General features: G+C 56.0%; 21 protein-coding genes. 17 read left to right on the top strand and 4 right to left on the bottom strand.

Features of this window, described 5'->3' with window-relative positions; all coding sequences use genetic code 11:
- Positions 1–103, top strand: a 103-nt coding sequence (locus A936_RS23755; protein ID WP_008457954.1) for a hypothetical protein, incomplete at its 5' end; no start/stop codon positions are given.
- A gap of 209 nt (positions 104–312) precedes the next feature.
- On the opposite strand, the gene panM is transcribed toward A936_RS23755, so the two are convergent.
- On the bottom strand, positions 313–693 hold the full coding sequence (panM, locus tag A936_RS11555) for an aspartate 1-decarboxylase autocleavage activator PanM (protein ID WP_008457952.1): 381 nt from the start codon (positions 691–693) through the stop codon (positions 313–315).
- Between the two features lie 398 nt (positions 694–1,091).
- Between panM and livK the strand changes: the two genes are divergently transcribed.
- The 10 genes from livK to ugpQ all read left to right on the top strand — a co-directional run bounded on the left by livK (position 1,092) and on the right by ugpQ (position 11,196).
- Entirely contained in the window at positions 1,092–2,201 is a 1,110-nt protein-coding gene (livK, locus tag A936_RS11550; RefSeq protein WP_008457949.1) for a high-affinity branched-chain amino acid ABC transporter substrate-binding protein LivK, read from the top strand.
- Positions 2,202–2,263: 62 nt separating this feature from the next.
- Entirely contained in the window at positions 2,264–3,190 is a 927-nt protein-coding gene (livH, locus tag A936_RS11545) for a high-affinity branched-chain amino acid ABC transporter permease LivH (protein ID WP_008457946.1), read from the top strand.
- Positions 3,187–4,464, top strand: coding sequence for a high-affinity branched-chain amino acid ABC transporter permease LivM (locus A936_RS11540; RefSeq protein WP_008457943.1), 1,278 nt, complete (start codon positions 3,187–3,189; stop codon positions 4,462–4,464). Before livH ends, A936_RS11540 begins: the two co-directional genes overlap by 4 nt.
- Entirely contained in the window at positions 4,461–5,228 is a 768-nt protein-coding gene (gene livG, locus A936_RS11535; RefSeq protein ID WP_008457941.1) for a high-affinity branched-chain amino acid ABC transporter ATP-binding protein LivG, read from the top strand. The genes A936_RS11540 and livG overlap by 4 nt, the downstream gene beginning before the upstream one ends.
- A 1-nt stretch (position 5,229) precedes the next feature.
- Positions 5,230–5,943: a high-affinity branched-chain amino acid ABC transporter ATP-binding protein LivF gene (gene livF, locus A936_RS11530; protein ID WP_085938903.1), complete on the top strand. Its 714-nt coding sequence runs from the start codon at positions 5,230–5,232 to the stop codon at positions 5,941–5,943.
- A gap of 272 nt (positions 5,944–6,215) precedes the next feature.
- Positions 6,216–7,532 carry a sn-glycerol-3-phosphate ABC transporter substrate-binding protein UgpB gene (gene ugpB / locus A936_RS11525; protein ID WP_008457936.1) on the top strand — a complete coding sequence of 439 codons (1,317 nt, stop codon included), beginning with the start codon at positions 6,216–6,218 and terminating at the stop codon, positions 7,530–7,532.
- A gap of 117 nt (positions 7,533–7,649) precedes the next feature.
- Positions 7,650–8,537 carry a sn-glycerol-3-phosphate ABC transporter permease UgpA gene (gene ugpA, locus A936_RS11520; protein WP_008457934.1) on the top strand — a complete coding sequence of 296 codons (888 nt, stop codon included), beginning with the start codon at positions 7,650–7,652 and terminating at the stop codon, positions 8,535–8,537.
- Complete coding sequence (gene ugpE, locus A936_RS11515; RefSeq protein ID WP_008457932.1) at positions 8,534–9,379, top strand: sn-glycerol-3-phosphate ABC transporter permease UgpE; 846 nt, start codon at positions 8,534–8,536, stop codon at positions 9,377–9,379. Before ugpA ends, ugpE begins: the two co-directional genes overlap by 4 nt.
- Before the next feature lie 9 nt (positions 9,380–9,388).
- A complete protein-coding gene (locus A936_RS11510) occupies positions 9,389–10,459 on the top strand; it encodes a sn-glycerol-3-phosphate import ATP-binding protein UgpC (protein WP_008457931.1) in 1,071 nt (356 codons plus the stop codon).
- On the top strand, positions 10,456–11,196 hold the full coding sequence (gene ugpQ / locus A936_RS11505; protein ID WP_008457928.1) for a glycerophosphodiester phosphodiesterase: 741 nt from the start codon (positions 10,456–10,458) through the stop codon (positions 11,194–11,196). Before A936_RS11510 ends, ugpQ begins: the two co-directional genes overlap by 4 nt.
- 4 nt (positions 11,197–11,200) lie before the next feature.
- Here the strand turns inward: ugpQ and A936_RS11500 are convergent, their stop codons facing one another.
- On the bottom strand, positions 11,201–11,560 hold the full coding sequence (locus A936_RS11500) for a DUF2756 family protein (RefSeq protein ID WP_008457926.1): 360 nt from the start codon (positions 11,558–11,560) through the stop codon (positions 11,201–11,203).
- A gap of 121 nt (positions 11,561–11,681) precedes the next feature.
- Between A936_RS11500 and ggt the strand changes: the two genes are divergently transcribed.
- The gene (ggt, locus tag A936_RS11495) at positions 11,682–13,424 is read left to right on the top strand and encodes a gamma-glutamyltransferase (RefSeq protein WP_008457925.1); all 1,743 of its coding nucleotides are present in this window, start codon (positions 11,682–11,684) and stop codon (positions 13,422–13,424) included.
- 85 nt (positions 13,425–13,509) lie between these two features.
- Here the strand turns inward: ggt and A936_RS11490 are convergent, their stop codons facing one another.
- On the bottom strand, positions 13,510–14,007 hold the full coding sequence (locus A936_RS11490) for a GNAT family N-acetyltransferase (protein ID WP_008457923.1): 498 nt from the start codon (positions 14,005–14,007) through the stop codon (positions 13,510–13,512).
- 438 nt (positions 14,008–14,445) lie between these two features.
- Between A936_RS11490 and A936_RS11485 the strand changes: the two genes are divergently transcribed.
- The 5 genes from A936_RS11485 (at position 14,446) to gntU (ending at position 19,413) form a co-directional block, all read left to right on the top strand.
- Positions 14,446–15,483, top strand: a complete 1,038-nt coding sequence (locus A936_RS11485; RefSeq protein WP_008457921.1) for an oxidoreductase — start codon at positions 14,446–14,448, stop codon at positions 15,481–15,483.
- 123 nt (positions 15,484–15,606) lie between these two features.
- Positions 15,607–16,302, top strand: coding sequence for a pirin family protein (locus A936_RS11480; RefSeq protein WP_008457918.1), 696 nt, complete (start codon positions 15,607–15,609; stop codon positions 16,300–16,302).
- A 93-nt stretch (positions 16,303–16,395) separates the two neighbouring features.
- Positions 16,396–17,391, top strand: coding sequence for a gluconate operon transcriptional repressor GntR (gene gntR, locus A936_RS11475; RefSeq protein ID WP_008457915.1), 996 nt, complete (start codon positions 16,396–16,398; stop codon positions 17,389–17,391).
- A 151-nt stretch (positions 17,392–17,542) separates the two neighbouring features.
- Positions 17,543–18,076 (top strand): gluconokinase, encoded by a 534-nt coding sequence (gene gntK, locus A936_RS11470; RefSeq protein WP_008457913.1) that lies wholly within the window; start codon positions 17,543–17,545, stop codon positions 18,074–18,076.
- Entirely contained in the window at positions 18,073–19,413 is a 1,341-nt protein-coding gene (gene gntU / locus A936_RS11465; RefSeq protein ID WP_008457911.1) for a gluconate transporter, read from the top strand. Before gntK ends, gntU begins: the two co-directional genes overlap by 4 nt.
- Before the next feature lie 89 nt (positions 19,414–19,502).
- Here gntU and A936_RS11460 read toward each other — a convergent pair whose 3' ends face one another.
- Positions 19,503–20,096, bottom strand: coding sequence for a YhgN family NAAT transporter (locus A936_RS11460; protein WP_008457909.1), 594 nt, complete (start codon positions 20,094–20,096; stop codon positions 19,503–19,505).
- Between the last annotated feature and the right edge of the window lie 172 nt (positions 20,097–20,268).

Below are 20,268 nucleotides of genomic sequence, written 5' to 3'. Positions count from 1 at the left end.
AGAGACGATGGAAGACGGATGTTATGAAGTGTGGTGGTACAGCACGAAGGTGGGGGTGATCGACCTGAAGAATAAGTCGATCACCATGGGTAAAGGATGTTAAAAAGTGTTCACCATGTCTGCGAACACCTGTCTACCATGTCCCCGGACTGTACACCCAGAGGGAGAGGGGGAAAACGGCCGACGGGAATATTGTTTATTCCCTGTCCCTTGTAGGGAGAGGGTAAACAAGCAGCGACGTTGTGGATGAGGGAAAAGCCGTACCTTCATAGAGCGACTTATCTGCTGCAAGGATGCAGGTGGGAAACCCGCTTACCTCCCCCAACCGCCGCTCTGCTCGCAGAACCCGGAAGCCTGCATAAACGCCGTCATCACGGCACGATCCTCAACGCCAACATCTGCCAGCCACCAGTGTTTAATCGCCGGGTTATCCCGCATAACCTCTTCCAGCAAATACTGCCCCACGCCTCTGCGGCGGGTAATTTCACGAACGCGCAGAGAATCCAGCGCTCCGGCATCCCCTGTGAGCGTGACGCGCACCGCGCCGAGCAGGCGTTCGTTAAATTTTGCGGCGTAGATCCTTTCATTGTCGCTAAGGGTCAGTGAACCGCTGGAGTATTCCGGCCAGATCTTGCCGAGGTCAATTTTATCCTGAGCGCTAAACTCAAACAGACGAATGATAGTGAGTTTCATAAGTGACCTAACCAAAAAGCGGGAAAACCCCGAGTGTAACCAATTTATTTGCCTCAGACGCTTTATCTTTTTTATGCCGTTCAGCAGTTGATTACTTTTTAGCGAAAAGATAAGCCAGCCTTTAACGCGGCAGATTGAATCCTGACCAGGATAAAGCACTAAAATCCAGTGAATTGTTCGGCTCTTTGTACCGCTATTTTATGCTGATTTTGGTGCTTTTTTTTGTTTAACTATGGCGAAATACAGAATATTATCTCTACTTAATCGCCTGAAAAATAGAGAGTTTAGTCTGATAAATTGTAAAATTTACCGCTAACTCCTTAACGGCACTGATAAAAATGGTCATTGATTATAAAAGGTACTGAGTGCTTTTTAACCAAGTTATGGGGATGGAACGAATGAAGATGAACGCGAAGACATTACTGGCCGGGCTGGTGGCGTTGGCTGTGTCTCACGCGGCAACCGCGGGTGATATCAAAGTGGCTGTTGTCGGGGCAATGTCAGGCCCGGTCGCGCAGTGGGGCGACATGGAATTTAACGGTGCTCGCCAGGCTATCAAAGACATCAACGCCAAAGGCGGGATCAAAGGCGACAAGCTGGTTGGCGTTGAATATGACGATGCCTGCGACCCAAAACAGGCCGTGGCGGTTGCCAACAAAATCGTTAACGACGGCGTGAAGTACGTTATCGGCCACCTGTGCTCCTCTTCCACCCAGCCGGCTTCAGACATCTATGAAGATGAAGGCATCCTGATGATCACTCCGGGCGCGACCAACCCTGAGCTGACCCAGCGCGGCTACGGCATGATCATGCGTACCGCGGGCCTCGACTCTTCCCAGGGTCCAACGGCGTCCAAATATATTCTGGAGCAAGTTAAGCCGCAGCGCATCGCAATCATCCACGATAAGCAGCAGTACGGCGAAGGTCTGGCGCGCTCCGTGCAGGATGGCCTGAAAAAAGGCGGCGCAAACATCGTGTTCTTCGACGGGATCACCGCCGGCGACAAAGACTTCTCCACTCTGGTGGCGCGTCTGCAGAAAGAAAATATCGACTTCGTTTACTACGGCGGCTACTACCCGGAAATGGGGCAGATCCTGCGCCAGGCACGCGCCGTTGGCCTGAAAACCCAGTTTATGGGGCCGGAAGGCGTGGGTAACGCTTCTCTGTCCAATATCGCTGGCCCTGCGGGCGAAGGGATGCTGGTCACCATGCCTAAGCGCTATGACCAGGATCCGGCCAACAAAGCTATCGTTGATGAGCTGAAAGCGGCGAAGAAAGACCCGAGCGGCACGTATGTGTGGATCACCTACGCGGCAGTTCAGTCTCTGGCCACCGCCATGGACCGCACCGGCAGCAAAGATCCTGCTGCGCTGGTAAAAGATTTAAAAGCACACGGTGCGAACACCGTGATTGGGCCGCTGAACTGGGATGAGAAAGGCGATTTGAAAGGATTTGAATTCGGTGTCTTCCAGTGGCACGCCGATGGTTCGTCCTCCGTGGCGAAGTAAGGCGAAGGCTGCACAGTCATCCCACCCCCGGCCTACGCCGGGGGTTTTTAAAAGGTTAAGTTATGTCCGAGCAGTTTCTCTACTTCCTGCAGCAGATGTTTAACGGCGTCACGCTGGGCAGTACCTACGCGCTGATCGCCATCGGTTACACGATGGTGTACGGCATTATTGGCATGATCAACTTCGCCCACGGCGAAGTGTATATGATCGGCAGCTACGTCTCTTTCATGATCATCGCCGCGTTAATGATGCTCGGTATTGATGTGGGCTGGATGCTGGTGGGCGCAGGTTTTATTGGCGCCATTATCATCGCCAGCGCCTACGGCTGGAGCATTGAGCGCGTCGCCTACAAGCCGGTGCGTAACTCCAAGCGCCTGATCGCGCTGATTTCCGCCATCGGGATGTCTATCTTCCTGCAAAACTACGTCAGCCTGACGGAAGGTTCGCGCGACATCGCTCTGCCAAGCCTGTTTAACGGGCAGTGGATTGTGGGGGCGAGCGATAACTTCACCGCCACCATCACCACCATGCAGCTGGTTATCTGGGTTGTGACCTTCCTGGCTATGCTGGCGCTGACGCTGTTCATCCGTTATTCCCGCATGGGCCGCGCCTGCCGCGCCTGTGCTGAAGACCTGAAAATGGCCAGCCTGCTCGGGATTAATACCGACCGCGTTATCTCGCTCACCTTCGTCATCGGTGCCGCGATGGCGGCAGTGGCTGGCGTACTGTTGGGCCAGTTCTACGGCGTAATCAACCCGTACATCGGCTTTATGGCAGGGATGAAAGCCTTTACCGCGGCGGTACTTGGCGGCATCGGCAGTATTCCTGGCGCCATGATTGGCGGCCTAATCCTCGGCGTGGCCGAAGCGCTGACTTCAGCCTACCTGAGCACGGAATATAAAGACGTCGTCTCCTTTGCGCTGCTGATTGTGGTGCTGCTGGTGATGCCTACCGGGATCCTGGGGCGTCCGGAGGTTGAGAAAGTATGAAACCGATGCATATTGTTTTTTCGCTGCTCTCCGCAGCCATGTTTTTTGTTTTAGCATCGGTATTTATGGGCGTTCAGCTTAGCCTGGACGGCACCAAACTGGTGGTGAACAGCGCGCCTTCCGTGCGCTGGGAATGGGTCTTCATCGGCACCGCTGCGGTGCTGGTGTTCCAACTGCTGCGCCCGCTGTTCCAGAAGGGCATGAAGAAAGTGTCCGGGCCGAAGTTTGTGCTGCCGGCGCTGGATGGTTCCACGGCTAAGCAGAAGCTGTTCCTGGTGGCGCTGCTGGTTGCCGCTGTGGCGTGGCCGTTCCTTGTTTCACGCGGCACCGTGGACATTGCTACATTAACCATGATTTACATCATCCTCGGCCTGGGGCTGAACGTGGTGGTGGGGCTGTCTGGCCTGTTGGTGCTGGGCTATGGCGGCTTCTACGCTATCGGCGCTTACACTTTTGCGTTGCTGAACCACTATTACGGCCTGGGCTTCTGGACCTGTCTGCCGCTGGCGGGGCTGGTGGCTGCTGCCGCAGGCTTCCTGCTCGGCTTCCCGGTACTGCGCCTGCGTGGGGACTACCTGGCGATCGTGACGCTGGGCTTCGGGGAAATCGTCCGTATCCTGCTGCTGAACAACACCGATATTACCGGCGGCCCGAACGGCATCAGCCAGATCCCAAAACCGACCTTCTTCGGCCTGGAGTTTAGCCGTACCGCCCGCGAAGGCGGCTGGGATACCTTCAGTAATTTCTTTAACGTGGCCTACGACCCGAGCGACAGGATTATTTTCCTGTACCTGGTAGCGTTGCTGCTGGTGGTGCTGTCTCTGTTCGTGATTAACCGCCTGCTGCGTATGCCGCTTGGCCGCGCCTGGGAAGCGCTGCGCGAAGATGAAATCGCCTGCCGTTCGCTGGGCCTGAACCCAACCCGCATCAAGCTGACTGCGTTCACCATCAGCGCCGCTTTTGCGGGCTTTGCCGGGACGTTGTTCGCCGCACGCCAGGGCTTTGTCAGCCCGGAATCCTTCACCTTCGCCGAGTCGGCGTTTGTGCTGGCGATTGTGGTGCTCGGCGGGATGGGCTCGCAGTTCGCGGTGATTCTGGCCGCTGTTCTGCTGGTGGTTTCCCGCGAGCTGATGCGTGACCTGAACGAGTACAGCATGCTGGTGCTCGGTGGCCTGATGGTGCTGATGATGATTTGGCGTCCACAAGGCTTGCTGCCGATGACGCGTCCGCATCTGAAGCTGAAGAAAGAGCAAGTGAAAGGAGAGCAGGCATGAGTCAGCCATTGTTATCCGTAAGCGGTCTGATGATGCGTTTCGGCGGCCTGCTGGCCGTCAACAATGTCTCGCTCGAGCTGCATCCACAGGAAATTGTTTCGCTTATCGGCCCGAACGGCGCCGGTAAAACCACGGTGTTTAACTGCCTGACCGGCTTTTACAAGCCGACCGGCGGCACCATTTTGCTGCGCGACCAACACCTGGAAGGCTTACCGGGCCAGCAGATTGCGCGCATGGGCGTGGTGCGTACCTTCCAGCACGTTCGCCTGTTCCGTGAAATGACGGTGATTGAGAACCTGCTGGTGGCGCAACATCAACAGCTGAAAACCGGTATTTTCTCGGGCTTGCTGAAAACCCCAGGCTTCCGTCGCGCCCAGAGCGAAGCGCTGGACAGAGCGGCCACCTGGCTCGAACGTATCGGGCTGCTGGAGCACGCTAACCGCCAGGCAAGCAACCTGGCCTATGGCGATCAGCGTCGCCTTGAAATCGCTCGCTGCATGGTGACCCAGCCGGAAATCCTGATGCTGGATGAACCTGCCGCCGGCCTTAACCCGAAAGAAACCCATGAGCTGGATGAGCTGATCATGGAGCTGCGGAATCACCACAACACCACGGTGTTGCTGATTGAGCATGACATGAAGCTGGTCATGGGCATTTCTGACCGTATCTACGTGGTGAACCAGGGAACGCCGTTAGCCAACGGCACGCCGGAGCAAATCCGCAACAACCCTGATGTCATTCGCGCCTATCTGGGTGAGGCTTAAGATGGAAAATGTAATGCTGTCGTTTGACAAGGTGAGCGCCCACTACGGTAAAATTCAGGCGCTGCACGACGTCAGTCTGCATATTAAACAGGGCGAAATTGTTACGCTCATCGGCGCTAACGGCGCTGGTAAAACGACGCTGCTTGGCACGCTTTGCGGCGACCCGCGCGCGACCAGCGGCCGCATCGTGTTTGATGGCAAAGATATTACAGACTGGCACACCGCGCGCATCATGCGTGAGGCCGTGGCGATTGTGCCGGAAGGGCGTCGAGTTTTCTCCCGCATGACGGTAGAAGAGAACCTGGCGATGGGCGGCTTTTTTGCCGAACGTGACCAGTTCCAGTCGCGTATTAAGCGCGTCTACGATCTGTTCCCGCGTCTGCACGAACGCCGCATTCAGCGGGCGGGTACCATGTCCGGCGGTGAGCAGCAGATGCTGGCGATAGGCCGCGCACTCATGAGCCAGCCGCGTCTGTTACTGTTAGATGAACCGTCGCTGGGTCTGGCGCCTATCATCATCCAGCAAATTTTCGACACCATTGAGCAGCTGCGCAGCGAAGGGATGACCATCTTCCTCGTGGAGCAGAACGCCAACCAGGCGCTGAAGCTGGCTGACCGGGGCTACGTGCTGGAAAACGGCCACGTCGTGCTGGAAGACACCGGCGATGCGCTGCTGGCGAACGAGGCAGTAAGAAGCGCCTATCTGGGCGGCTAATAAAAAGCATAACGGCAACTTCGGTTGCCGTTTTTTTTGTTTGCACTCTCTCCCTGTGGGAGAGGGAACAGCATGGGTTGAGTTTGAATTATTCAGGGAATACACGGGGAAAGAAAAATATATCTCCCGTCGACAAAGAAACATTTCATTCACTCCGCTGTAACTATTCTGTCATCCAGCCGTTATTTTTCTGTCATTCGAGCGTGTCATGTTACCTCGCGAGCATAAAACGCGTGATTTCGCGCATCCGGCACAACAAGAGAGATAACCGAATGACATCGTTACGACACACAGCTTTAGCGCTGACGCTTGGTCTGGCATTTGCCTCCCAGGCGATGGCCGTTACCACGATTCCTTTCTGGCATTCAATGGACGGGGAACTGGGTAAAGAAGTGGATTCTCTGGCAAACCGTTTCAATGAAACGCACCCTGATTACAAAATTGTGCCGGTTTATAAAGGCAACTACGATCAAAGCCTGGCGGCGGGTATCGCGGCATACCGTTCCGGTAACGCCCCGGCCATCCTGCAGGTATATGAAGTTGGCACCGCGACCATGATGGCTTCCAAGGCTATCAAACCGGTCTACGAAGTGTTTAAAGACGCTGGCATCAACTTCGACGAATCTCAGTTTGTCCCGACCGTGGCCGGGTACTACACCGACTCTAAAACGGGCCACCTGCTGTCCCAGCCTTTCAACAGCTCCACCCCGGTGCTGTACTACAACAAAGACGCTTTCAAGAAAGCCGGTCTGAACCCGGATCAGCCACCTAAAACCTGGCAGGACGTGGCGGCATACAGCGCCAAACTGCGCGCAGCGGGCATGAAGTGTGGCTACGCCAGCGGCTGGCAGGGCTGGATCCAGTTGGAGAACTTCAGCGCCTGGCACGGCCTGCCGTTCGCCACCAAAAACAACGGCTTTGACGGCACTGATGCCGTGCTGGAGTTCAACAAACCTGAGCAGGTGAAACACATTGCCCTGCTGGAAGAGATGAACAAGAAGGGCGACTTCACCTATTTCGGCCGTAAAGATGAGTCTACCGAGAAGTTCTACAACGGTGACTGCGCGATCACTACCGCGTCTTCCGGCTCTCTGGCTGACATTCGTCAGTACGCGAAATTCAACTACGGCGTAGGCATGATGCCTTACGACGCAGACGTGAAAGGCGCGCCACAGAACGCCATCATCGGTGGGGCAAGCCTGTGGGTAATGCAGGGCAAAGACAAGCCAACCTACAAAGGCGTGGCCGAGTTCATGCAGTTCCTGGCTAAACCAGAAATCGCCGCTGAATGGCACCAGAAAACCGGCTACCTGCCAATCACCACCGCCGCTTACGAGCTGACTCGTAAAGAAGGCTTCTACGACAAGAATCCGGGTGCGGACACCGCAACTCGCCAGATGCTGAACAAGCCACCGTTGCCGTTCACCAAAGGCCTGCGTCTGGGCAACATGCCGCAGATTCGTACCGTGGTTGACGAAGAGCTGGAATCCGTCTGGACCGGTAAGAAAACGCCACAGCAGGCGCTGGACGCTTCCGTTGAGCGTGGTAACCAGCTGCTGCGCCGCTTCGAGCAGTCTACCAAGTCTTAAGTTCTACCCTCGTCCCCTCCCGAAAAGGAGGGGGCAAAGTACCGCGCTCTCTGTCACAGGAGGGCGTTGTGCTAAGGGGCAAAGCATCGCCTGTTCTAACATTAACCGAGTAACCCTATGTCATCATCTCGCCCGGTGTTCCGTTCAAGTTGGCTACCTTATGCGCTGGTTCTGCCGCAGCTGATCATCACCGTCATTTTCTTTATCTGGCCGGCGGGCGAAGCCCTCTGGTACTCGCTGCAAAACCTTGACCCGTTTGGTCTGTCCAGCCATTTCGTTGGCCTGGATAACTTCGTGCAGCTTTTCCACGATAGCTACTATCTGGATTCTTTCTACACCACCATGATCTTCAGCGGGCTGGTGGCGGGCTGCGGGCTTCTGGCTTCGCTGTTCTTCGCCGCGCTGGTGGATTATGTGGTGCGCGGCAGCCGTTTTTATCAAACGCTGATGCTGCTGCCCTATGCCGTTGCACCCGCCATTGCCGCGGTGCTGTGGATTTTCCTGTTTAACCCAGGGCGCGGGCTAATTACCCACACGCTGGAAGAGTTTGGCTACAACTGGAACCACGCGCAGAACAGCGGGCAGGCCATGTTCCTGGTGGTGTTCGCGTCCGTGTGGAAACAGATTAGCTACAACTTCCTGTTCTTCTTTGCCGCTTTGCAGTCGATTCCGCGTTCGCTGGTGGAAGCCGCAGCTATTGACGGAGCTGGCCCCGTGCGCCGCTTCTTCTTTATCTCGCTGCCGCTGATTGCCCCGGTGAGCTTCTTCCTGCTGGTGGTGAACCTGGTGTATGCCTTCTTCGACACCTTCCCGGTGATCGACGCGGCAACCGGCGGTGGCCCGGTGCAGGCAACCACCACGCTTATCTACAAGATTTATCGCGAAGGGTTTACCGGGCTGGATCTCTCTTCCTCGGCGGCGCAATCCGTGGTGCTGATGCTGCTGGTGATTGTCCTGACGGTGGTTCAGTTCCGCTTCGTTGAACGTAAGGTGCGCTACCAATGATTGAGAACCGTCGCGGGCTGACTATCTTCAGCCACACCATGCTGATTCTGGGCATCATCGTCATTCTGTTCCCGCTGTACGTGGCATTTGTTGCCGCGACGCTGGACAACAAAGCCGTCTTCGATACGCCGATGACGCTGATCCCCGGTACTCACCTGTGGGAAAACATCAGCTACATCTGGACCAACGGCGTGGCGGTCAACAGCGCCCCGTTCGGCCGGATGCTGTTTAACAGCACGGTGATGGCGCTGGTGATCACCATCGGCAAAATCGCCGTGTCGATGCTGTCGGCTTTCGCCATCGTCTGGTTCCGTTTTCCGCTGCGTAACCTGTTCTTCTGGATGATTTTTATCACCCTGATGCTGCCGGTCGAAGTGCGTATTTTCCCGACGGTTGAGGTTATCTCTAACCTGAAAATGCTCGACAGCTACACCGGCCTGACGCTGCCGCTGATGGCGTCGGCCACGGCCACGTTCCTGTTTCGCCAGTTTTTCATGACGCTGCCAGACGAGCTGATGGAAGCGGCCCGCATCGACGGCGCCTCGCCGATGCGCTTTTTCTTTGACATCGTGCTGCCGCTGTCCAAAACCAACCTGGCGGCGCTGTTCGTGATCACCTTTATCTATGGCTGGAACCAGTATCTCTGGCCGCTGCTGATTATCACCGATGCCGATCTGGGCACCGCCGTGGCGGGTATCAAGAGCATGATTGCCAGCGGTGATGGCGTGACGCAGTGGAACCAGGTGATGGCAGCGATGCTGCTCACGCTTGTTCCGCCGGTTGTTATTGTTTTAGTTATGCAGCGCGCCTTTGTGCGTGGTCTGGTTGATAGCGAGAAGTAGGAACCTTTCATGGCTGGTTTAAAATTACAGGCAGTAACCAAGAGCTGGGACGGTAAAACCCAGGTGATTCAGCCGCTGACCGTGGACGTAGCGGATGGCGAATTCATCGTGATGGTCGGGCCTTCTGGCTGCGGGAAATCTACGCTGCTGCGTATGGTCGCCGGGCTGGAGCAGGTGACCAGCGGGGATATCTGGATCGACAGCCAGCGCGTCACCGACATGGAGCCCAAAGAGCGTGGCATCGCCATGGTGTTCCAGAACTATGCGCTCTATCCGCACATGACGGTGGAAGAGAACATGGCCTGGGGCCTGAAAATTCGCGGTCTGGGCAAAGAACAGATCCGCCAGAAAGTGCTGGAAGCCGCCCGTATTCTGGAGCTGGATGCGCTGTTAACTCGCCGCCCGCGCGAACTATCTGGCGGCCAGCGCCAGCGCGTTGCCATGGGCCGCGCCATCGTGCGCGATCCGGCGGTATTCCTGTTTGACGAACCGCTATCCAACCTTGATGCCAAGCTGCGCGTGCAGATGCGCCTTGAGCTTCAACAGCTTCATCGCCGCCTGAAAACCACCAGCCTGTACGTGACGCACGACCAGGTTGAGGCCATGACCCTCGCCCAACGCGTGATGGTGATGAACAAAGGCGTGGCGGAGCAGATTGGTACGCCAGTCGAGGTTTACGAGCGCCCGGCGAGCCGCTTTGTGGCAAGTTTTATTGGCTCTCCGGCAATGAACCTGCTGGATGGCAACATCAGTATCGACGGCTCACGCTTTGAGCTGGACGGCGGCGATGCGTTGCCGACCGGCAGCCAGCGCCTGCAGTGGGTTGGCCGGCCAATGACGCTGGGTATCCGCCCGGAACATATTGCGCTAAGCTCACAGGCTGCAGGTGGCATCCCTATTGTGGTGGAAACCCTTGAAATGCTGGGGGCTGATAACCTGGTTCACGGCCGCTGGGGCGGTCAAAAAGTGGTGATTCGCCTTGGGCATCAGGAACGCCCGCAGCCGGGCACCACGCTTTGGGTGCATCTGCCAGAAGAACATCTGCACTTCTTTGATGGCAAAAACGGACAACGTTTATGAGCAACTGGCCTTACCCAAAAATCGTCGCTCACCGTGGCGGCGGTAAACTTGCGCCGGAAAACACCCTCGCGGCAATCGACGTCGGAGCGCGTTACGGCCACACCATGATTGAGTTTGACGCCAAGCTCTCGCGCGACGGGCAAATCTTTCTGCTCCACGACGACACGCTCGAGCGTACCAGCAATGGCTGGGGGGTTGCCGGCGAACTGACCTGGGACAATCTGCTGAAAGTTGACGCGGGAAGCTGGTTCAGCCGTGAATATGCGGGCGAGCCGCTGCCGCTGCTTTCTCAGGTGGCTGAACGCTGTAAACAGCACGGCATGATGGCCAACATTGAGATCAAGCCAACCACCGGCCTGGAAACCGAAACCGGCAAAGTGGTTGCGCTGGCTGCCCGTGAGCTGTGGACCGGGCAAACCGCACCGCTGCTTTCTTCTTTTGAGATTGAAGCTCTGGAAGCCGCACAGCTTGCGGCCCCTGAACTGCCTCGCGGTCTGCTGCTGGATGAATGGCGTGATGACTGGCAGGAACTGACGACCCGGTTACAGTGCGTGTCTATTCACCTGAATCATCAGCTGCTTGATGAGGCTCGGGTGAAGGCATTGAAAGCCGCTGGACTGTATATTCTGGTTTATACCGTGAACGTTCCCCACCGCGCGGCCGTGCTGCTGCAGTGGGGCGTCGATGCCATCTGTACCGACCGCATCGACGAGATAGGCCCGGACTTCTCCGCATAACGCCTTACGGCGTGACTGGCGGCGGCAGCGTTGAACTGTTTGGCTTCAACATGCCGCCGTTATTCCCTCTTAGCATCCCACCATTGGTGTTCGGCAGCGGGTTCATGCCCGGCTGCGACTGCAGGACACGCTGCTGATTATTGTTCAACTGCGTCTGAAGCTGCTGTTGTTGAAGCTGATTTTGCGATTGTATCTGCTGCTTTAACATCCCCTGCTGCTGAGACTGCTGCGTTTGCATCTGCGTCAGCATCCGCTGCTGGCTCGGGTTCTGATAGACCGGCAGGTTAGGGTTGTTGGTCGTGTTGAGCGGCTGTGCGAGCGCGGTTAGCGGCAGCAAGGCTGCCAGAAGCCATACCTTTTTCATCGTTATCTCCTCCCATCAGGGGTTGCTTAAGTTTACTCCGTTTCCTTTATCACGGTGATTATTTCGGATTTGTGAACCAGGCTTAAGCGGGGACTTTCCCCGGGTAAATGAGGATATAACGATGATAAAGCAGTGGAAAATTTTACGCTGGGTAGCGATTCCAGCCCTGACAATCGGGCTGTGTTTGACGGTTATAGCCGCTCCTCCGCCGGTCTCTTATGGCGTGGAAATGGACGTTTACCATCCGGTGCGCGCGAAGCACGGTATGGTGGCTTCGGTGGACGCAGCGGCGACTCAGGTGGGCGTCGATATTTTAAAGCAGGGCGGTAATGCGGTAGATGCCGCGGTCGCCGTGGGTTATGCCCTTGCGGTCACGCACCCGCAGGCGGGCAATATCGGCGGCGGTGGTTTTATGATGCTGCGCACTAAAGACGGCAAAACAACCGCGATAGACTTCCGGGAAATGGCGCCGGAAAAAGCCAGCCGGGATATGTTCCTCGATGATAAAGGCAATGCGGACAGCAAGAAGTCGCTGACCTCGCACCTGGCTTCCGGCACCCCGGGTACAGTGGCAGGCTTTAGCCTGGCGCTGGAAAAGTACGGCACCATGCCGCTGAATAAAGTTGTGCAACCGGCTATCAAACTGGCACGAGACGGCATCATTGTGAACGATGCGCTGGCGGACGACCTGAAACAGTACGGGGCGGAAGTGATCCCGAATCACGCCAACAGCAAGGCTATCTTCTGGAAAGCGGACGGAGAGCCGCTGCAGAAAGGTGACAGGCTGGTGCAGGCCAACCTGGCGAAAAGCCTGGAGATGATTGCCGAGCAGGGGCCAGATGCCTTCTACAAGGGGGTGATTGCTGACCAGATTAGCGAAGAGATGGCGAAGAACGGCGGGCTGATAAGCAAGGCGGATTTGGCCAATTACAAAGCCATTGAGCGTCAGCCCGTCAGCGGGGAATACCGTGGCTACGAAGTCTATTCCATGCCGCCGCCGTCTTCCGGCGGGATCCACATCGTGCAGATCCTCAATATTCTCGAAAACTTCGATCTGGCGAAATACGGCTTTGGCAGCGCGGACGCCCTGCAAATCATGGCCGAGGCGGAAAAATACGCCTACGCCGACCGCTCTGAATACCTCGGCGATCCGGACTTTGTGAAGGTGCCGTGGCAGGCGCTGACCAGCAAGGCTTATGCGAAATCGCTGGCGGAGAAAATTGATATCAACAAGGCTCGCCCGTCGAGCGAAATCAAGCCGGGTAACCTGGCCCCGTATGAAAGTAACCAGACCACACATTTCTCCGTGGTGGATAAAGACGGTAACGCCGTGGCGGTGACTTATACGCTGAATACTACCTTCGGCACCGGGATCGTGGCCGGGAATACCGGCATTCTGATGAACAACCAGATGGATGATTTCTCCGCTAAACCGGGCGTGCCGAACGTGTACGGTCTGGTCGGTGGGGAAGCCAACGCCGTGGGGCCGCACAAGCGCCCGCTATCTTCTATGTCGCCAACTATCGTGGTGAAGGACGGGAAAACCTGGCTGGTCACGGGCAGCCCAGGCGGGAGCCGAATTATCACCACCGTGCTGCAAATGGTGGTCAACAGCATCGATTTTGGCATGAACGTGGCAGAAGCGACCAACGCGCCGCGCTTCCATCACCAGTGGCTGCCGGACGAACTGCGGGTGGAGAAGGGCTTTAGCCCGGATACGCTGAGGTTGCTGAAAGAGAAGGGGCAAAACGTCCAGGTGAAGGCTGCGATGGGCAGCACGCAAAGTATTATGATTGCGCCGGACGGCAAGCTGTATGGCGCGTCTGATCCACGTTCGGTGGATGATTTAACCGCGGGGTATTGATTGCCCCCTCACCGAGAGGGCTGCAAGAAACACGCTTGTTTTCCCCCTCTCTCTTTTAGGGAGAGGGTCGGGGTGAGGGTAAAAATCACTCCGGCTTAAAACGCGCCATAAAATAGGCATCCACATACTCGCCGTCGCGCAGCGCAAAGCGCTTCCCGGTGCCTTCCACCTCGAAGCCAAACTTGCGGTACACCGCCAGCGCAGCCGCGTTATCGGTATACACCGTCAGCTCGATGCGCTCGATGCGCAGCCACTTATCGCACAGGCCAACCATTTCCTTAAGCAAAGCCGAAGCGATGCCTTTTCCCTGATGATCGTAATGCACGCCCATGCCGAAAGTGGCGACGTGGCTGCGGCGTGGGGACTGTTCCACCGTGACCGTTAGCTGCCCCACAATCTCATCGTCGATGCATGCCACCAGATGTCGGCTCCCCGGTCTGGGGTCGGTAATTCGGTCCAGCCAGGCTTTTAGAGGAGGATGAGGTAGCTGCAGCGTGTCGCGGTAAAGCGCCGGATGGGCATACATTTTCTGTAAAGCTTCCGCATCGCCAGGTTCGGCGTGACGCACAACAACTGATTTCATCCTTTTCTCCTCAATGAGTTATAGAAAACCTTTTAAACATCATTGACTTTGAACAATAAGTCAACGCTATTTTTTTCAAAAAACGCTTTACAAGTGCGAATGATAATGATTATTATTGCCATGCGTTCAGGGGAGACCCCTACGGAGACATCCTGAAAGCACGACATTGCTCACATTGCTTCCAGTATTACTTTAGCCAGCCGGGTGCTGGCTTTTTTTTTGCCTTTCTTATTTGAACCCGTAGCCGCGTTGGCTGCGCTCAGTTGCCCGAATCACTTACCGAAGTAAGCTCATCGGGATACCTTCCCTTACCGCCTTACCGCCTTACCGCCTTGCTACAGCGCCAACTCCTTTGGGCAAACCTTTGTCCGGTTTTAATAAAACGTGGGTGAAAAATGCAGTAAGGTACAGGCAGCTCAAATCAAAAAGGACAATGAAATGACTCTGCACTGTGCCTTCATCGGCTTTGGTAAAAGTACCACCCGCTATCACCTGCCGTTCGTTCTGGTTCGTAAAGACAAACTCAACGTGGCCCATATCTTCCGCCGTAGCGAAAAGCCGGAACTGGAACAACAGCCGCAGTACGCGGGCATTCACTTCACCAGCCAGCTCGCTGACATTCTCAATGACCCGTTGGTCAAACTGGTGGTGATTTGCACCCACGTTGACAGCCATTTTGAGTACGCGAAAAAAGCGCTCGAAGCGGGTAAAAACGTGCTCGTGGAAAAACCTTTCACCCCGACGCTTGCCGAAGCGCGCGAGCTGTTTGCGCTGGCAAAAGAGAAGGGCCTGGTCGTGACGCCTTACCAGAACCGTCGCTTTGACGCCTGCTTCCTGACGATGAAAAAAGCCATCGAGAGCGGCAAGCTCGGCAAGATTGTGGAAATTGAAAGCCACTTCGATATGTATCGCCCGGATGCGCCTGCGAATCCTGGTAAACCGGCGGACGGCGCTTTCTACGGCCTGGGCGTGCACACCATGGACCAAATCATCTCCCTGTTTGGTCGCCCGGACCATGTCGCCTATGACATCCGCAGCCTGCGTAACAAAGCTAATCCGGACGATACCTTTGAAGCCCAGCTGTTCTACGGCGACCTGAAAGCGATCGTGAAAACCAGCCATCTGGTGAAAATCGATTACCCGAAATTTATCGTGCACGGTACCAAAGGCTCGTTCGTGAAGTACGGCATCGATCAGCAGGAAACCAGCCTCAAAGCGTACATCATGCCGGGTGAGCAAGGGTTCGGGGCCGACAGCAGCGTAGCGACACTGGAGTATGTTAACGAAGCCGGGGAAACGGTGCGCGAGGAGTGGAAACCGGAAGTGGGCGACTATGGCCGCGTCTATGATGCGCTGTACGACACGCTGATCGGCGGCAAGCCTAATTACGTCAGAGAAATTGAAGTTCTCACCAACCTGGAAATCCTCGAGCGCGGTTTTGAACAGCCTTCTCCTGCGACAGTAAGCCTTGCCTGATAACTTTTTGACTCCTCCAACTCGTTCACTTTTTTTGAACAGAGGAGTCAATTTTCACCCTCTATGATCCTCCGCGAAATGGGTCCACACTTATCCCATCAAACGAATTGCGGAGGACATACCATGATCTACTTAAGAAAAGCACAGGACCGCGGCCATGCGAACCACGGCTGGCTGGACAGCTGGCATACCTTCTCTTTTGCCGACTATTATGACGCCAACTTTATGGGCTTCTCGGCGCTGCGGGTCATTAACGAAGACGTGATCGATGCGGGGCAGGGTTTTGGGACCCATCCGCACAAAGACATGGAAATCCTGACCTATGTGATGGAAGGCGCGGTTGAGCACCAGGACAGCATGGGCAATAAAGAACGCGTGCCTGCGGGTGAGTTCCAGATCATGAGCGCCGGGACCGGGATCCGTCACTCTGAGTACAACGCCAGCCAGACCGAACCGCTGCGCCTGTACCAGATTTGGATCATTCCAGAAAAAACCGGGATTACGCCGCGCTACGATCAGCGCCGTTTTGATGCGCCTCAGGGGCGCCAGCTGGTGCTTTCCCCGGATGCACGCGACGGATCGCTGAAGGTTTACCAGGATATGGAACTGTCCCGCTGGGCGCTGGCCAAAGACGAACAGTCGGTTTATCAAATTCCGGCCGACCGCCGCGTCTGGATCCAGGTCGTTAAAGGCGATGTGTCCATTAACGGTACGCAGGCAAAAACCAGCGACGCGATCGCGGTCTGGAATGAACAGGCGATTTCCGTTCACGCCAACGAAGCGAGCGAGATCCTGCTGTTCGACCTGCCACCGGTATAACGTTACCCGTCACAGCCTGCCCCTGAAAAAGGGGCGGGTTTTCTTTTGTCCGTGCTAAACTCGGCTGTCGAAACTCACAAGTCGCGCAGGACAATGAAAAAGAAAAGACCGGTACTACAGGATGTTGCAGATCGCGTTGGGGTGACCAAAATGACGGTCAGCCGTTTTTTACGCAACCCGGATCAGGTGTCTGCCGCGCTGCAGGTTAAAATTGCCGCCGCGTTAGATGAACTGGGCTATATCCCGAACCGTGCGCCGGATATCCTTTCTAATTCAACCAGCCGGGCCATTGGCGTCCTGCTGCCTTCCCTGACCAACCAGGTGTTCGCCGAAGTGCTGCGCGGCATTGAAAACGTCATTGATGCCCACGGTTACCAGACTATGCTGGCTCACTACGGCTATAAGCCGGAACTGGAGCAGGAGCGTCTGGAATCCATGCTGTCCTGGAATATCGACGGCCTGATCCTGACCGAGCGCAACCACACGCCCAGAACGCTGAAAATGATTGAAGTTGCCGGTATTCCGGTGGTGGAGCTGATGGACAGCGTTTCTCCTTGCCTGGATATCGCCGTAGGTTTTGATAACTTCGAGGCGGCTCGTCAAATGACGGCCAGCATTATTGCCCGTGGTCATAAACACGTGGCTTACCTGGGAGCGCGCCTCGATGAACGTACCCTCATCAAGCAAAAAGGCTACGAGCAGGCGATGCTCGACGCCGGGCTGACGCCGTACAGCGTGATGATTGAAAACTCCTCGTCTTATTCCACCGGCATTGAACTGCTGCGCCAGGCAAAACGCGAATATCCGCAGCTCGACAGCATCTTCTGCACCAACGATGACTTAGCGATTGGTGCGGCCTTTGAATGCCAGCGCCAGGGGCTGCGTATCCCGGAAGATATGGCGATTGCCGGTTTCCACGGCCATGATATTGGGCAGGTAATGGAGCCGCGTCTGGCGAGCGTGCTGACCCCGCGAGAGCGCATGGGGCGTATCGGCGCAGAGCGTTTGCTGGCGCGTATTCGCGGTGAAATCATTACCCCGAAAATGCTGGATTTAGGTTTTACGTTGTCGCCGGGTGGCTCGATCTAGGCCAAATTTTTTTATTTGATGTGGCTCACACTTATACACTTTGCAAGCTAATGGTTATTGCTTATTGCTCAGCCAGACCGGAAAATGTTATCGGTAACAGTTACCCGTAACAAAACCAGGCGCATTGCTTTGTGTCAGAGTCGGAGCCATCATGAGCACTACTAACCACGACCACCACATTTACGTCCTGATGGGCGTCTCCGGCAGCGGTAAATCCGCCGTTGCCAGCGAAGTTGCCCATCAGCTGAACGCCGCGTTTCTTGACGGCGACTTCCTGCACCCCCGCAGCAACATCCTGAAAATGGCCTCCGGCGAGCCGCTGAACGACGACGACCGTACCCCGTGGCTGAAAGCGTTGAACGATGCCGCGTTTGCGATGCAGCGCACCAACAAGGTTTCGCTGATCGTCTGCTCGGCGCTGAAAAAGCACTATCGCGACCTGCTGCGTGACGGTAACCCGAACCTCTCCTTCATCTATATGAAAGGTGATTTTGAAGTGATCGAAAACCGCCTGAAGGCGCGGAAAGGCCACTTCTTTAAAACCCAGATGCTGGTGACCCAATTCGAAACCCTGCAAGAACCGCAGGCGGATGAAAAAGACGTGCTGATCGTCGATATCGACCAGCCGCTGGACGGCGTCGTCGCCAGCACCCTCGCATTGATCAACCAAGGCAGCGCAGAGTGAGTACATTAACGCTTGTTTTAACCGCGGTCGGCTCCGTGCTGCTCCTGCTGTTTTTAGTGATGAAGGCGCGTATGCACGCCTTCGTGGCTTTGATGGTGGTTTCTATTGGTGCCGGGCTTTTCTCCGGCATGCCGCTCGACAAAATTGCCGACACCATGCAGAAAGGCATGGGCGGGACGCTGGGCTTCCTGGCGATTGTGGTCGCCCTGGGTGCCATGTTCGGTAAAATCCTGCATGAAACCGGCGCGGTGGATCAGATTGCCGTCAAAATGCTGAAATCCTTCGGCCACAGCCGTGCGCACTATGCGATTGGCCTGGCTGGCCTGATTTGCGCGCTGCCGCTGTTCTTTGAAGTGGCTATCGTGCTGCTAATTAGCGTGGCATTTTCAATGGCGCGCCACACCGGGACGAACCTGGTGAAACTGGTGATTCCGTTGTTTGCTGGCGTCGCTGCCGCTGCGGCGTTCCTGTTGCCGGGGCCTGCGCCGATGCTGCTGGCCTCACAGATGCACGCTGACTTTGGCTGGATGATCCTGATTGGCCTGTGCGCCGCGATCCCGGGCATGATTATCGCCGGGCCGCTGTTCGGGAACTTCATCAGCAAATTTGTTTCGCTGGAAATTCCGGAAGACATTTCCGAGCCGCATCTGGGTGAAGGCAAGCTGCCGTCCTTCGGTTTCAGCCTGTCGCTGATCCTGCTGCCGCTGGTGCTGGTTGGCCTGAAAACTATCGCTGCTCGCTTTACCGCGCCGGGTTCTTCGCTGTACGAATGGCTCGAATTCATCGGCCATCCGTTTACTGCGATTCTGGTCGCCTGTCTGGTGGCTATTTATGGCCTGGCGTATCGTCAGGGCATGGATAAAGAAAAAGTGATGGCGATTTGCGGCCAGGCGCTGCAGCCGGCGGGCATTATCCTGCTGGTTATCGGTGCCGGTGGCGTGTTCAAACAGGTGCTGGTTGACTCCGGCGTGGGCCCGGCACTGGGCGAAGCGCTGACCGGAATGGGCCTGCCTATCGCGATTACCTGCTTCGTGCTGGCGGCGGCGGTGCGTATCATTCAGGGTTCCGCTACCGTGGCCTGTCTGACGGCGGTTGGCCTGGTGATGCCGGTTATCGAGCAGCTGAATTATAACGGCGCTCAAATGGCGGCTCTGTCGATTTGTATCGCCGGCGGTTCTATTGTGGTGAGCCACGTGAACGACGCTGGCTTCTGGCTGTTCGGTAAGTTTACCGGCGCAACCGAAGCGCAGACGCTGAAAACCTGGACGATGATGGAAACCATTCTCGGCACCACCGGGGCGATTGTCGGGATGATTGCGTTCAGCCTGCTGAGTTAAAGTATCCTGACCAGCAAAAAGGCAGCGCTCTTCGGAGGCTGCCTTTTTTATTACTCCTGAACAGACTTTCTCCCAGAGGGAGGGATGTCCTACCCCCGCATCCAGGCGCGGATGCCGTCCAGGAACATCTGGGTGGAAATCATCACCAGCACCAGCCCCATCAGACGCTCCAGGGCGTTAACCCCTTTCTCACCCAACAGGCGCAGGAACAGGGAAGACTGCAGCAGAATTGCCACGGTACCGCCCCAGGCCAGCATCAGCGCGGCCACTAAATGCCCCATCTGATTTGGATACTGGTGCGAAAGCAGCATCAGCGTCGCCAGCAAAGAAGGGCCAGCAACCAGAGGAATCGCCAGCGGTACGATAAACGGTTCTTCACCCGCAGGCAGGCCGGATGAACTGCCTTCCTGGCCTGGGAAAATCATCTTAATGGCAATCAGGAACAGAATGATGCCGCCTGAAATCGACACGGTTTCAGCGCGTAAATTCAGGAAGCCAAGAATTTTTTCTCCGGCAAACAGGAAGATAAGCATCAGCAGCAGAGCAATAAGCAGTTCGCGGATCATAATGGCCCGGCGGCGCTTTGGCTCCGTGTGTTTTAGGACCGACATAAAGATCGGCAGGTTACCCAGCGGGTCCATAATCAGGATCAGGAGTACCGCGGCGGATATGATTTCAGTCATCTGTTTTCCCCAAAATCTGGCAAGTTGTTTCTGGTAATAAGCTTTGTTTCTGACTCGGTGGATATCATTGATTAATTTCACTTGCGACTTTGGCTGCATTTTGTAAGGTGGAGTGATGTTCTGGCCCACGGCCAGCGCTTACACACGCAATCATCTCTGCAGGATTAAGTCG

Origin of the sequence: Enterobacter sp. Ag1 (assembly GCA_000277545.1) — a bacterium.
Classification (GTDB): Bacteria; Pseudomonadota; Gammaproteobacteria; order Enterobacterales; family Enterobacteriaceae; genus Cedecea.
Note: the sequence above shows the minus strand (reverse complement) of the source record. Positions and strands in the feature narration are given on the sequence as shown.